Here is a 13,503-nt window from a genome sequence, read left to right on the forward strand (position 1 = left end):
GCCGCTTCGGGTTTCCGTGCCGCTTCGGGTTTCCGTGCCGCTTCGGGTTTCCGTGCCGCTTCGGGTTTCCGTGCCGCTTCGGGTTTCCGTGCCGCTTCGGGTTTCCGTGCCGCTCCGCGTTTTCCGCGCCGCTCCGGACTTCCGCGCCGCTCCGCGGTCCCGTGCGGCCCCCGCTTCCGGCCCGCGCCGCCCTCGGGCCGTCATTGCTTCCGCGCCGCCTCGCGTTCCCCTCCGCCTTGCGTTCTCCCTCCGCCTCGCCCTTCTCCGCGTGGGCCCAGTCGCGGTTGGGTGGGCGGCTGCTTAGGAGCGGGCTCTGTATGGCCATGCGGGCGCGTGAATGAACGGGAGTCGGGGTTGACAGCGGGTCATCTTGTTGGTCCTCCACTTTCCTCCCCGGAGGGGGTTGACAACGTCGTCTCGTGCGAGGTTTGGGCGTGTTTGTCGTGGTTCTTGACGGGCGTCCGGCGAGGATGTCGGAAACCGGACGGGGTTGATCATGCGGTGGCCCTCCACTCTGCGTGCACGCCTTTGAGCTGGGCTTTCTTGTGCGAACAAGCTTCGCGAGCGCGCTCATTCGGCTTGCGGGTGGAGGGAAGTGGAGTAGAGTGGAGCGCAGTGGCAAGGCCAAAAGGGAGCTGATTCCGGAGGGCCTGCCGGCCCGAGTTGACAGGCGGACCGCGAACCGCCGGGGGCAGGGGGTTGGAGCCGATGTTTCTCGGCACTCACACCCCGCGCCTCGACGACAAGGGGCGGCTGATCCTCCCGGCGAAGTTCCGCGACGAGCTGGCGGGAGGTGTCGTGATCACCAAGGGGCAGGAGCGCTGTCTTTACGTGTTCCCGATGCCGGAGTTCCAGCGCATCGCGGGTCAGCTTCGCGAGGCCCCGGTCACGAACAAGGCGGCCCGGGCTTACAGCCGGGTGTTCTTCGCCAGCGCGCACGACGAGGTTCCCGACAAGCAGGGGCGGGTCACGATCCCGGCCCACTTGCGGGAGTACGCGGCACTCGACCGCGAGCTCGTGGTGATCGGGGCGAGCACCCGGGTGGAGATCTGGGACAAGCAGTCCTGGGACGACTACCTCGCGGCGAGCGAAGACGAGTTCGCCGACATCGAGGAGGGGGTGCTGCCCGTCGGACTGTGAGGCGTGGCTTTCGGCTGGGTCGGCGAGACAGAGGCCCGGGCGTCGCTGCCGCCGTACTGCGAGATCTCCAGCCGCTCCCGCACCTGGCGCCTCTTCCCCGGCGCCAGGCGCGTGTCCGGGCTTGGGCGCGCCCGATGGCAACGGGCACGAGCGGATGGGGATCTGGCGGTACGGAAGACGTTCGGGCACCTGCCGCGGCGCGGCGACATCGCTACGGCGTCGTCTGTGGGTTGGCATGGGGTCCGATGAGGATCCGGCGAGGCGTGGGCCAGGGGGGTCACGCGCGGGACCGGAGCCGGCGGGCGGCAAGGACAGAGCGCGGGCTTCGGCTTGGCGGACGACGTAGCGGTGGACAGCCGGGGTTGCGATGGGGGTCGACGTGGGGGAGCTTCGCGGTACGCATGTGCCGGTGCTGCTCGAGCGATGTCTCGAGCTGCTCGCCCCGGCCCTCCAGCTGCCCGGCGCGGTGCACGTCGACTTCACGCTCGGCCTGGGCGGTCACGCCGAGGCGGTGCTCGAGCGCTATCCCGACGTGGTCCTCATCGGACTCGACCGGGACACCGAGGCGCTGGCCCACTCGCGGCAGCGGCTGGCCCGGTTCGGCGGCGAGCGGGTGCACCTGGTGCACGCGGTCTACGACGAGCTGCCCCGGGTGCTCGAGGAGCTGGACATCCCGCGGATCCACAGCGGACTGTTCGACCTGGGCGTCTCCTCGCTGCAACTCGACGAGGCCGACCGGGGCTTCGCGTACGCGCAGGACGCGCCGCTCGACATGCGCATGGACCAGACCACGGGCATCACGGCCGAGCAGGTCGTGAACGAGTACGAGCCCGGTGAGCTGGTGCGGATCCTGCGGACGTACGGCGAGGAGAAGTTCGCCACACGCGTCGTCTCGTCGATCGTCCGCGAGCGGCAGAAGGGCCGGATCACCTCGACGGCACGGCTGTCTGAGCTGGTCAAAGAGTCCATTCCCGCCGCAGCCCGGCGAACGGGTGGAAATCCTTCGAAAAGAACGTTTCAAGCGCTGCGCATCGAGGTAAATGGCGAACTCGCCACGCTCGAGTCCGCGGTTCCGGCCGCTCTGGACGCGTTGGCCCCGAAAGGGCGCCTTGTGGTGATGAGCTACCAATCTTTGGAGGACCGGATCGTCAAGCGCGCCCTCACCGCGAGGACGCGCAGCACCGGGCCGATCGACCTGCCGGTCGAACTGCCCGGAACCGGGCCGACGCTGCGGCTGCTGACAAAGGGGTCAGAGCCGCCCACCGACGAGGAGGTCGCGGCGAACCCGCGGGCAGCTTCCGTGAAGCTGCGCGCTGTGGAGCGCCTCGACCAGCACGACCAGGCTCCCGGGGCCGCCCGCGAACGGCTCCGATTGTCTACAACGCACGGGGGACGAGGGCGGTTACGCCCGGGGGAACGTAAAGAGGGGGAGGGGAAAGCATGAGCGAGCGCACCCACGCGCCGCGGTCGGGGGGCCGGGCCGCGGATCACCAGCGCCAGGCCAACGGCCGGCGCGACCAGGGCACGAGCCGCGATGCGGACGCCCGGAGCAGTGCCGGCCGGGGGGCACGGCACTTCACCGACGAGGTCCGGGGCAGTGCCGAGGGCACCGACGCGCGCCGGCCGGCAACCGGCCGCGCCCGCCGCGAGAACGACGACGTCCGCGGTGGGGGCCGCGACGCCGCCACACCCCGCGGCCGCGCTCGCGACACCGAGAGCACCCACACCCGCCGCGACAGCGAGCAGATCCGCACTCGCCGCGACAGCGAGGAGATCCGCGGCGAGGGGCTTCGCGCTCGCCGGGACACGGGTGAGCTTCGTGCTCGCCGGGACCTGGACGGGCCGGCCAAGCGCCGCGACATCGAGGGCGTTCGCGCCCGTCGCGACAGCGAGGAGGTCCGGGTGCGTGACGCGGGGGAGCTGCGGGCGCGCCGGGACACCGGTGAGCTGCGGGCTAACGACCTGGGCGGGGTGCGCAAGCGCCGCGACACCGAGGGCGTTCGCGCCCGTCGTGACGGCGAGGAGACCCGCGCTCGCCGCGACACGGGTGAGGTTCGGGCTCGCCGGGACGCCGAGGGTTCGGCTCAGCGTCGCGACACGGGTGAGGTTCGGGCTCGCCGGGACGCGGAGGGTTCGGGCCGGCGGCGGGACACCGAGGGCGTGCGTGCTCGTGGGGACGGTGGCGGCCGGGCCGGGCGTGAGGTGGAGAGCGAGCGGGTTCGGCGGATCACCGAGGACGTTCGGGCTCGGCGGGACACCGATCAGGACGCCACGGTCAGGCCGATCGCGGCCAAGCTGGAGAAGGGTGCGGCCAAGGCCTCGCGGGGCAAGGGCGGTGACCGGCGGCCGAACGGGCTGGCGGGGGCCGACGCGCCGGTCGCGGGTACGGCGGCGCTGCAGCTCGAGGTGGCGCCCGACGGTAACGGGCGGGCCGAGGCCGCTGCGGGGCCGCGGCTGTCGGTGGCGCCGGCGCCGGTGCGGCGGGGGCCGCGGGCGCCGTTCGCGGCCGGGGTCGTGGGGCTGGTCATCATCGGCGTGCTCGGGATTCTGCTGATCAACACCAAGACGAACGAGAACTCGTTCAAGATCGCTGATCTGGAGAAGCAGAACACGGCGCTCGACAACCAGCGGCAGGACCTCGACAACCAGCTGATCCAGGTGTCCAGCGTGGGCAACCTGGACGCGGCGGCCCGGCGGCTCGGCCTGGTCAAGGCGGACAACATCGCCGTGCTGCGCCTGCCGGACGGCAAGCAGATCGGCGTGCCGATGCCGGCCGAGGGCAAGAAGTCGGTCACCGAGCAGCCGGCCAAGACCGACGCCACCACCAGCGGCACCGCCAACAACCAGCCCGCGAACGGCCAGACCGCGAACGGACAGACCGCGAACGGCCAGACCGCGAACGGCCAGACCGCGAACGGCCAGACCGCGAACGGACAGACCGTGAACGGCCAGGCCACCAGCGGCCAGACCGTCAACGGCCAGACCGTCAACGGCCAGACCGTCAACGGGCAGGTCGGCAGTGGGCCGAGTGTGAATGGACAGAGCGTGAATGGGCAGGCCGGCAGCGGCCAGGCCGCGAGCAACGGGCAGTAGGCCGTATGTCGCCGCGGGCTGACGACACTCCACCGCGCCGGGGCGCTCAGCCCCGGCGCGGCACGTCTCGTGACCTTCCCGAGGAGGGGGAGGAGCAGGGGACGAAGGGCCGCGGCTTCGGCGGCATCGGGGACGCGCGCGCCTACACGCCGCGCGGGCGCACCATGGCCGAGCGGGACCAGCGCACGCGGTCGCCGCGGGCCGGGCGCAACGCCGACCCGTTCCGGCCCGCGCTCCAGGTGCTCGACGGCGGCCGGCCCCGGCGCGGTGGCCGGCCCGAGCCGGAGGAGACGGCCGACGGCGCGGACAGTCCGGAAATTCCCGAGCAGCCCGCCGGCCGAGGCGGCAAGGGTGCCGGCAGCAACCGCGAGGGCGCCAAGGCCGGGAAGAGCACCACGGCCGGGAAGAGCGCCACGAGCGGCAAGGGCACCACGGCCGGCAAGGGCACCACGGCCGGCAAGGGCACCACGGACGGGCGTCAAGGCGCCGCCGAGGGCCGCAAAGGTGGCAAGGGCGCTGAGCGCCGTCCGGGCCTGTCCACGAGCGGTGAGGACGGAGCGGAGCGGCGCCGGGGGACCGTGCGCGGCCGGGACGGGCGGCTGGGTGGCAAGGCCGGGCCGCGTGGGCGGGCGGTGGCGTTCGACGAGGACGAGTTCGCCGAGGACGAGCTGGACAGCCGGCGTACCCGGGCCGGGGTCAAGCCCCGTCGGGCCGTGGCCGGATCCGATCGGGGTGCCCGCGCCGCGCGTGTGGCCCGGTTGGGGTCAGCTCTGCGGTCGGAGCGGTCGTCGTCGCGTACGAAAAAGGAAGAAGGACCACGACGCATCGTGAGTGGACCGCGGGTCAACCGCGCCGTCCGCGCGGTCGCGCCCGAGCCGCCCAAGCTGGCCAACAGCACGCGGCGGCTGCGGATCGGTGCCGTCGTGGCGCTCTCGCTCTTCGTGATGATCGGTGTGCGGCTGGTCATCCTGCAGGTGGCCTCGTCGCCGTCCGACGCCAAGCGGCTCATCGAGCTGCGCGAGGACCGGCTGGCCGAGGTGCGCCTGCCCGCTCCTCGGGGCAGCATCCTCGACCGGGACGGCACCGTGCTCGCGCACAGTGTCGAGGCCCGGTACATCGGTGTCGACCCGGTCCTCGTGAACAATCCGGAGAAGACCGCGGCCATCTTGTCGCCGCTGATCAGTGTGCCCGTCTCGGCGCTGCTGCCGAGCATGAAGAAGCACACGCGGCCCGGCGGTGGCCAGTCCCGGTTCGAATATCTGGCCCAGGGTGTCGACATCTCCATCGGTGACAAGATCGCCGCCCTGGAGCTGCCGGGCATCGTGGTCAAGGAGGACGAGCGGCGCGACGTGCCGAACGCCGACCTGGCGGCCAACCTGATCGGCTTCACCGGCGCCGACAACTCGGGCCTGGAGGGCCTGGAGGCGCGCTACGACTCGCTGCTGCGCGGCACCGACGGCGCGCGGGTCTTCGAGATCGGCAAGGGCGACCTCAACAAGCCGATCCCGAGCGGGTACGAGAAGTACACCGAGCCGCAGGCGGGCACGTCGCTGAAGCTGACCATCGACCATTATTTGCAGTACGAGGTGCAGCGCATCCTCTGTGAGCAGGCCACCAAGTCGAAGGCGTACATGGCCGGGGCCGTGGTGATGGACGTCAAGACGGGCGAGGTGCTGGCTCAGGCGAGCTGCCCGACGTACAACGCCGCCAAGCCGGGCGACTACTCGCCCACCGACCGGGAGGACGTGCCGAGCAGCATCGTGGCCGACCCCGGTTCGGTGCACAAGGCGTTCATCTTCGGCGCCGCCCTGCAGGAGGGGCTGATCACCCCCGACTCGGTCCTGTCGATCGGCCCGGGGCTGGAGCGCGGCGGATACTCGTTCACCGACACCCACCAGCAGAAAAAGGGCACCAAGATGACGATGGCGGGCCTGCTCGCCTACTCGTCGAACGTGGGCACGATCCTCATCGCCGACAAGCTCGGCAAGCAGAAGGTCTACGAGTACCAGCAGAAGTTCGGGCTGGGCAAGTCGACGAACGAGGGCATGCCGGGCGAGGCCGACGGCCGGCTGCTGACGCCGGACGAGTGGAGCGGCTCGGCGTCGGGCTCGGTGCCGATCGGCATGAGCGTCGACGCCACGCTGGTCCAGATGGCGGCCGGCTACAACGCCATCGCCAACGACGGCACGTACATCCAGCCGCACCTCATCAAGGAGATGATCTCCGGCAAGGACGGCAAGGTCACCCAGGCCGCCAAGCCGGAGACGCACAAGGTGCTCGACCCGCACGTCGCGTCCGAGCTGCGCACCATGATGGAGGCCGTGGTCGACAACGACGGCGCGACCGGCAAGAAGGCGGCCGTCGCCGGGTACCGGGTGTCCGGCAAGACGGGCACCGGCAAGCGGCTGATCGACGGTCAGTACACGAGCGCCAACTACGGGTCGTTCATCGGCATGGCGCCCGCCGAGAACCCGCGGTTCGTCATCGCCGTCTCGGCCGACGTGCCGGTCGGCACCGGCGGCGACGTGGCGGCGCCGGCGTTCTCGAAGATGATGCAGTTCGCGCTGCTGCACAACAAGGTGCCGCCGTCGACCGAGCCGGCCCCCAAGCTGAAGATCAAGCCATGAGGCCCTGGTACGGCGGTATGGCGTTTTTCGCCGAGCGGCGGGCACGGGGTAGGGTCTGACGCCGTGCCCGGCATTCCCCGTCCCCTTTCCGTGGCGCCGCACCGGTTGTCGAGCCTGGCCCCGCTGATCGCGGCCACGCTGACCGGCGACGACGCCGAGGTCACCGGGATCACCCATGACAGCCGTGACGTCCGACCCGGCGACCTCTACGCGGCCCTTCCCGGCGCGAACCGGCACGGCGCGGAGTTCGCCGCCGCCGTCGCGTCGGCCGGCGCCGCCGCCCTCCTGACCGACCCCGACGGCGCCGCCCGCGCCGCCGCCACCGGCCTTCCGGTGCTGGTCGTCGACGATCCGCGGGCCGTGCTCGGCGCGGCCGCCTCGGCGATCTACGGCGACCCCTCGGCCCAGATGACCGTGATCGGGATCACCGGCACCGCCGGCAAGACCTCCACGGCGTACCTGGTCGAGTCCGGCCTGCGGGCCGCCGGCCTGGTCACCGGCATGATCGGCACGGTCGAGACGCGCCTGGGCGACCTGGTCGTGCAAAGCGTGCGGACCACGCCCGAGGCGACCGACGTGCACGCGATCCTCGCCGCCGGCCGGGAGCGCGACGTCACCGCCGTGGTGATGGAGGTGTCCAGCCACGCGCTGGCCGTCGGCCGGGTCAACGGCGTGCGCTACACCGTCGGCGGCTACACCAACTTCGGCCTCGACCACCTCGACTTCCACCGCGACGCCGACGACTACTTCGCGGCCAAGGCGAAGCTGTTCGACGGCCGCTGCCGCTTCGAGGTGCTCAACTCTGACGACGCGGCCCTGGCGCCGTTGTTCAAACCGGAGACGATCAGCTACTCGGCCGACGGCGACACCGGGGCCTCGTGGTGGGCCACCGACATCCGGCCCTCGGCCTTCGGCCAGCGCTTCGTGGCCCACGGGCCCGGGGGCGTACGGGTGGAGGCCGGCGTGGCCCTGCCCGGCCGGCACAACGTGGCCAACGCGCTGCTGGCCCTGGCCGCCCTGGTGGCCGCCGGCATCGACCCGGCCGTGGCGGCCGGCGGGATCGCGGCGTGCGCGGGCGTACCGGGCCGCCTGGAGCGGGTGGACGCCCCGGGCGAGGTCCTGGGCGTGGTCGACTACGCGCACAAGCCGGACGCCATCGTGGCCGCCCTGGCCGCGCTGCGCGAGCTGGCCACCGGGCGCGGCGGCCGGGTGATCTGCCTGATCGGCGCCGGCGGCGACCGGGACCGCGGCAAGCGCCCGCTGATGGGCGCGGCGGCGGCCCGCGGCAGCGACCTGGTCATCGTCACCGACGACAACCCCCGGACCGAGGACCCGGCGGCCGTGCGCGCCGCCGTGCGGGCCGGGGCCGAACAGGCGGGAGCCCCCGCGAAGATCATCGAAGTCGCCGGGCGGCGCGACGCGATCGACGAGGCGGTGCGGCTGGCCGCGCCGGGTGACGTGATCGCGCTGCTGGGCAAGGGACACGAGCGTGGCCAGGAGGTGAACGGCGAGATGCTGCCGTTCGACGACCGGATCGAGCTGGCCGCGGCGCTGACCGCCGCGGCGGGGAGCGGCTCGTGATCCGGATGACGCTGGCGGAGATCGCCGAGCGCACCGGGGGACGCGTGGTCAACGCGGCGCCCGAGCTCGAGGTCACCGGGGGAGTGGAGTACGACTCCCGCAAGGTCGGCCCGGGCGGCCTCTTCGTCGCCTTCGAGGGCGAGAAGGTCGACGGGCACAAGTTCGCGGCCGCGACGGTCGAGGCCGGGGCGGCCGCCGTGCTGAGTACGCGGGACACCGGCCAGCCGGGTGTGGTGGTGGCCGAGCCGCTGAGCGCGCTCGCGGCGCTGGCGTCGGCGGTCGTGGACAGGCTCGACAAGCTGACCATCGTCGGGCTCACCGGGTCGTCCGGCAAGACGACGACCAAGGACTACATCGGGCAGTTGCTGTCGCGGCTGGGGCCGACGATCGCGCCGGCCGGGTCGCTCAACAACGAGCTCGGCTTCCCGTACACGGTGCTGCAGGCGACCACGGAGACCCGCTTCCTGGTGCTCGAGATGGGCGCGCGCGGTATCGGGCATATCCGCTATCTCACGAATATCGCCCGGCCGCGGGTGGGTGCCGTCCTCAACATCGGCGCGGCCCACCTCGGCGAGTTCGGCTCGGTCGAGGGCACTGCGAAGGCCAAGGGCGAGCTGGTCGAGGCGCTGCCCGCCGACGGGGTGGCGGTTCTGAACGCCGACGATCCGCTGGTGGCCGGCATGGCGCCGCGGACCGTGGCGAAAGTCGTGCTCGTCGGCGAGTCGCCGGCCGCCGCGGTGCGCGCGACGGAGGTCGTCGTGGACGGGGCCGGGCGCGCTTCGTACAAAATCGGCTTCGAGGGAAAAACCGGAAACGTCCGGCTGGGGGTCGCCGGTCGGCACCAGGTGGCGAACACGCTGGCGGCGGCGGCCGTCGCGCTCTCGCTCGGCATGGGGCTCGAGGACGTGGCCGAGGCGCTGGGTGAGGTCGGCATCGTCTCCGGGCGCCGGATGGACGTGTTCACCCGCGCCGACGGTGTCACGGTGATCGACGACTCGTACAACGCCAATCCCTCCTCGACCACGGCCGCGCTCCAGGCGCTGGCCTCGATGGGCGAGGGCAAGCGCACCACCGCCGTGCTCGGCTACATGGCCGAGCTGGGACCGCACGAGCGCTCCGGGCACGAAGAGGTCGGCCGGGTCGCGGCCGAACTCGGCGTCGACCGGCTGATCGCCGTCGCCCCGGAGGCGGGCCCGATCGTGGACGGCGCGCGCGCGGTCGCCGGCTGGACGGGCGAGGCCACACTCGCCCCGGACCAGGCCGCGGCCATCGAGGTCCTGAAGGGAGACCTCCGGGACGGCGACGTCGTGCTGGTCAAGGGATCCCGGTACCGCACGTGGGACGTGGTGGACTCGCTCCGTGGAGAGGAGGAGTCCCGGTGAGGGCAGTCATCGTCGCGGCCGCGGTCGCCTTCATCATCTCGCTGTTCGGCACCCCGATCGCCATCCGCGTCTTCACGGCGATGAAGGCGGGCCAGCCGATCCGCGGCGGCCTCGGGCTGGCCAGCAACGCCGGCAAGAAGGGCACGCCCACGATGGGTGGCGTGGCCTTCATCATCGCCACCGTCATCGCGTACGCGGCCGGGCACGTCGCCCTGACCACCCTCCCGGATCGGCAGATCGCCCAGGAGAGCCCGACCATGACCGCCCTGGTCCTGCTCGGGCTGTTCGTCTTCTGCGGCGTGGTCGGCTTCCTGGACGACCTGCTGAAGGTGCGCCGGCGCAACTCCGACGGCCTCAGCGCCAAGGGCAAGCTGCTCGGCCAGCTGATCGTCGGCACCGCGTTCGCGGTCGTGGCGCTCTACGTGCCGAGCACCAACGGCGAGACGGTGGCCAGCGAGCACATCTCGTTCATCCGCGACATCAGCTGGCTCGACGTCGGCAAGGTCGGCTCGGTGCTGGTCTTCGTCTTCGTCATCATGGCGATGTCGAACGGCGTGAACCTCACCGACGGCCTGGACGGCCTGGCCACCGGCGCCTCGATCCTGGTGCTGGGCGCGTACGCCCTGATCGGCTTCTGGCAGTACCGGCACTGGTGCGGCGACTCGGACTACGCCCGGGTCAACGACTACTGCTACAACGTGCGGGACCCGCTGGAGATCGCGATGATCGCCGCCGCGGCGGCCGCCGCCTGCGTGGGCTTCCTGTGGTGGAACACGTCCCCGGCCCGGATCTTCATGGGCGACGCCGGCGCGCTCGGCCTGGGCGGCCTGATCGGCGGCCTCGCCGTGGCCACCCGGACCACGCTGCTCTCGGTCATCATCGGCGGCCTGTTCGTGATCATCACGATGTCCCTGATCATCCAGATCGTCTCGTTCAAGACCACCGGCAAACGGGTGTTCCGGATGTCCCCGCTGCATCACCACTTCGAGTTGGCGGGCTGGAGCGAGGTCAACATCGTGGTGCGGTTCTGGATCATCTCCGGGATCTGTGTCGCGATCGGCCTGGGCCTGTTCTACTCGGACTTCCTGGCCGTCATGGGATAGATCTCTCGCGCGACACGCCAGGCACGTGACACAGCCTCGCGTGTCGCCGCGACGATGATGAGGCAATGGCGGACGACCGTACTCCTCAGGCGCCTCGCCCGTCGTTGAGCCGGCAGCTGCTGCCCGCCGTGCACGGGCTGCTGGCGCGTCCCCTCTCCTCGTACTACCTGCTGCTGTCGAGCTCCGGTCTGCTGCTGCTGATCGGCCTCACCATGGTCTTCTCGGCCACCAGCGTCGAGGCGTACGTGCGGGAAGGCAGCGCCTTCGGCGCGATCGGCAGCCAGGCGATCTTCGCGCTGCTCGGCCTGGTCGCGTTCTGGGTGTGCCAGCGGCTGCCCGCCGGCACCCTGCGCGACCTCGGCAAGTACATCCTGGCCGTGGCCATCGCGCTGCTCGCCCTGCTCGACCTGATCAACGCGCTGAAATCGGTGCACATCCTCGGCCCGAAGCAGGGACTCGGCCCGGTCCGCGCCGATCTGCTCTGGCTCTACTTCGGCCCGATCGGCCTCCAGCCGGCCGAGTTCGCCAAGCTCGGCATGGTGCTCTGGGGGGCCGACGTGGTCGCCCGCAAGGGCCCGGCGCTCGGGCACTGGCGCGAGCTGTCCCGGCCGCTGTTCCCGGTCATCGGCCTGCTGTTCGTGCTGGTCGGCTACAACGACCTGGGCACCATGCTGGTGCTGCTGGCCCTGATCGTCGGCCTGCTGTGGGCGGCCGGCGTACGACTGCGGATCTTCGCCGCGCTCGGCGTGCTCGGCCTGGCCGGCATCAGCCTGCTCATCGCGGCCGCGTCCGGCGGCGCCGGCTCGGGTGAGAAGGGCGCCGAGAACTACCGCCTGGCCCGGCTCACCAACTTCCTCCAGCCGCTCGACCAGTGCGATCTGGACGGGCCGTGCTACCAGCTCATCCAGGCCCGCTCGGCGATCTTCGAGGGCGGCTGGTTCGGCGTCGGGCTGGGCAAGGGCGCGCTCAAGTGGAACTGGCTGCCCGAGGCCGAGAACGACTTCATCTTCGCCGTGGTGGCCGAGGAACTCGGGGTGGTCGGCTGCGCGATCGTCCTGGCCCTGTTCGCGGTGCTGGCCTACACCGGCTTCCGTATCGCCCGGCGCTCGGTCGACCCGTTCCGCCGTCTGGCCGCCACCGCGATCACCACCTGGCTGGTGGCCCAGGCCGTGATCAACATCGGCGGCGTCACCGGGATGCTGCCCATCACCGGCCTCCCGCTGCCGTTCATCTCCGCAGGTGGTAGTGCCCTCGTCGTGACCATGGCGGCGGTCGGCATCCTCGCCTCCTTCGCCCGCGCCGAGCCGGACGCGTCACGTGCCCTGAACGCCCGTCCGCCCGCTCGGTGGGTACGGCTACTCTGGGCCCCGCTGCCGCCGGTCCCCCCGCAACGGCGGCCGGGGCCGGCGAAGCCCACCGCTGACACGGGGGCTGGAAGGAGACGGTAAATGGCTTCGCTGCGGTCGGTAGTGCTCGCCGGAGGAGGCACCGGCGGTCACATCTACCCGCTGCTCGCCTTCGCCGACGCCTTACGGCGGCATTTCCCCGACGTGCGGATCACCACGCTGGGCAGCCCCAAGGGCATGGAGAACGACCTGATCCCGCCGGCCGGATACGACCTGCGGGTCATCCCGGCGTTCCAGCTGCCGCGGTCGATCAACATGAACCTGCTGCGCACCCCCGACCGCATGTACAAGTCCTCCCAGGCGGCCGGCAAGATCCTCGAAGAGGTGCAGGCCGACGTCGTGGTGGGCTTCGGCGGGTACGTGTCGGTGCCGGCCTACCTCGCGGCCTGGCGCCGTGGCGTGCCGATCGTCATCCACGAGGTGAACGTCCCGCCGGGCGTGGCCAACCGGATGGGCATGAAGTTCACCAAGAACATCGCGGTCGGCTTCCCGCAGCAGCCGCAGCTGGCCGAGTCGCTGCGCGAGGCCCGGGTGGTCGGTGTCCCGTTGCGTACGGCGATCTCGCACCTCGACCGCGCGGCGTTGCGCCCGCAGGCGCTCTACCAGTTCGGGCTGCGCCCCGACCTGCCCGTGCTGTTCGTCTCGGGCGGCTCGTCCGGCGCCCGGACGATCAATCTGGCCGTCGCCGCGGCGGCCAAGCGGCTCGCCCACTCCGGCATCCAGGTGCTGCACGTGCAGGGCGGCCGCAACGACCCGTTCGACGTGCCGGCCGACCTGCCCGTGCCCTACCGGGTGCTGCCGTACCTCTCGGACATGCAGCTGGGGTACGCGGCGGCCGACCTCATGCTCTGCCGCGGCGGCGCGATCACGGTGGCCGAGACCACCGCGCTCGGCGTGCCCGCGGTGTACGTGCCGTACCCGCACAGCAACCAGGAGCAGAAGCGCAACGCGCTGCCGGTCGTCGAGGCCGGCGGCGGCGTCCTGGTGGACAACTCGGAGCTCACCGCTGAGTGGATCGAGCAGAACATCGTCCCGCTGGCGCGGGACAGGCAGCGCCTCGGCGCGATGAGCATGGCCGCTTCCCGGTACGGTCGCCGCGACGGTGACGAAGCGCTGCTCGAATTCGTTCTGGAAGCGGTGGCCAAGGCCCGATGACCGACGCGACTAAGGG

Annotated in this window: 9 protein-coding genes; all 9 read left to right on the forward strand. The window is 71.7% G+C overall.

Annotated elements, in window-relative coordinates; translation table 11 throughout:
• Positions 1–708 precede the first annotated feature (708 nt).
• The 9 genes from mraZ (at position 709) to murG (ending at position 13,487) form a co-directional block, all read left to right on the forward strand.
• Complete coding sequence (gene mraZ / locus AB0C26_RS26845; RefSeq protein WP_097322560.1) at positions 709–1,140, forward strand: division/cell wall cluster transcriptional repressor MraZ; 432 nt, start codon at positions 709–711, stop codon at positions 1,138–1,140.
• Between the two features lie 379 nt (positions 1,141–1,519).
• Positions 1,520–2,584 carry a 16S rRNA (cytosine(1402)-N(4))-methyltransferase RsmH gene (gene rsmH / locus AB0C26_RS26850; protein WP_360252976.1) on the forward strand — a complete coding sequence of 355 codons (1,065 nt, stop codon included), beginning with the start codon at positions 1,520–1,522 and terminating at the stop codon, positions 2,582–2,584.
• Positions 2,581–4,233 carry a hypothetical protein gene (locus AB0C26_RS26855; protein ID WP_360252979.1) on the forward strand — a complete coding sequence of 551 codons (1,653 nt, stop codon included), beginning with the start codon at positions 2,581–2,583 and terminating at the stop codon, positions 4,231–4,233. The genes rsmH and AB0C26_RS26855 overlap by 4 nt, the downstream gene beginning before the upstream one ends.
• Positions 4,234–4,238: 5 nt before the next feature.
• Complete coding sequence (locus tag AB0C26_RS26860) at positions 4,239–6,860, forward strand: penicillin-binding transpeptidase domain-containing protein (RefSeq protein WP_360252982.1); 2,622 nt, start codon at positions 4,239–4,241, stop codon at positions 6,858–6,860.
• 105 nt (positions 6,861–6,965) lie between these two features.
• Positions 6,966–8,441, forward strand: a complete 1,476-nt coding sequence (locus AB0C26_RS26865; protein ID WP_360253170.1) for a UDP-N-acetylmuramoyl-L-alanyl-D-glutamate--2,6-diaminopimelate ligase — start codon at positions 6,966–6,968, stop codon at positions 8,439–8,441.
• Positions 8,438–9,823, forward strand: coding sequence for a UDP-N-acetylmuramoyl-tripeptide--D-alanyl-D-alanine ligase (murF, locus tag AB0C26_RS26870; RefSeq protein ID WP_360252985.1), 1,386 nt, complete (start codon positions 8,438–8,440; stop codon positions 9,821–9,823). The genes AB0C26_RS26865 and murF overlap by 4 nt, the downstream gene beginning before the upstream one ends.
• Positions 9,820–10,926, forward strand: coding sequence for a phospho-N-acetylmuramoyl-pentapeptide-transferase (gene mraY, locus AB0C26_RS26875; protein WP_360252988.1), 1,107 nt, complete (start codon positions 9,820–9,822; stop codon positions 10,924–10,926). The genes murF and mraY overlap by 4 nt, the downstream gene beginning before the upstream one ends.
• A gap of 65 nt (positions 10,927–10,991) precedes the next feature.
• Positions 10,992–12,374, forward strand: coding sequence for a putative peptidoglycan glycosyltransferase FtsW (locus AB0C26_RS26880; RefSeq protein ID WP_360252991.1), 1,383 nt, complete (start codon positions 10,992–10,994; stop codon positions 12,372–12,374).
• Positions 12,375–13,487, forward strand: a complete 1,113-nt coding sequence (gene murG / locus AB0C26_RS26885) for an undecaprenyldiphospho-muramoylpentapeptide beta-N-acetylglucosaminyltransferase (RefSeq protein WP_360252994.1) — start codon at positions 12,375–12,377, stop codon at positions 13,485–13,487.
• The last annotated feature ends 16 nt before the right edge of the window (positions 13,488–13,503 follow it).

It is taken from the genome of Actinoplanes sp. NPDC048796, assembly GCF_040650035.1.
Taxonomy (GTDB): Bacteria; Actinomycetota; Actinomycetes; order Mycobacteriales; family Micromonosporaceae; genus Actinoplanes.

Coding starts and splice junctions, on each gene's coding strand:
- mraZ (WP_097322560.1), top strand. CDS start 709: ATGTTTCTCGGCACTCACACCCCGCGCCTCGACGACAAGGGGCGGCTG.
- AB0C26_RS26860 (WP_360252982.1), top strand. CDS start 4,239: ATGTCGCCGCGGGCTGACGACACTCCACCGCGCCGGGGCGCTCAGCCC.
- AB0C26_RS26880 (WP_360252991.1), top strand. CDS start 10,992: ATGGCGGACGACCGTACTCCTCAGGCGCCTCGCCCGTCGTTGAGCCGG.
- murG (WP_360252994.1), top strand. CDS start 12,375: ATGGCTTCGCTGCGGTCGGTAGTGCTCGCCGGAGGAGGCACCGGCGGT.
- AB0C26_RS26855 (WP_360252979.1), top strand. CDS start 2,581: ATGAGCGAGCGCACCCACGCGCCGCGGTCGGGGGGCCGGGCCGCGGAT.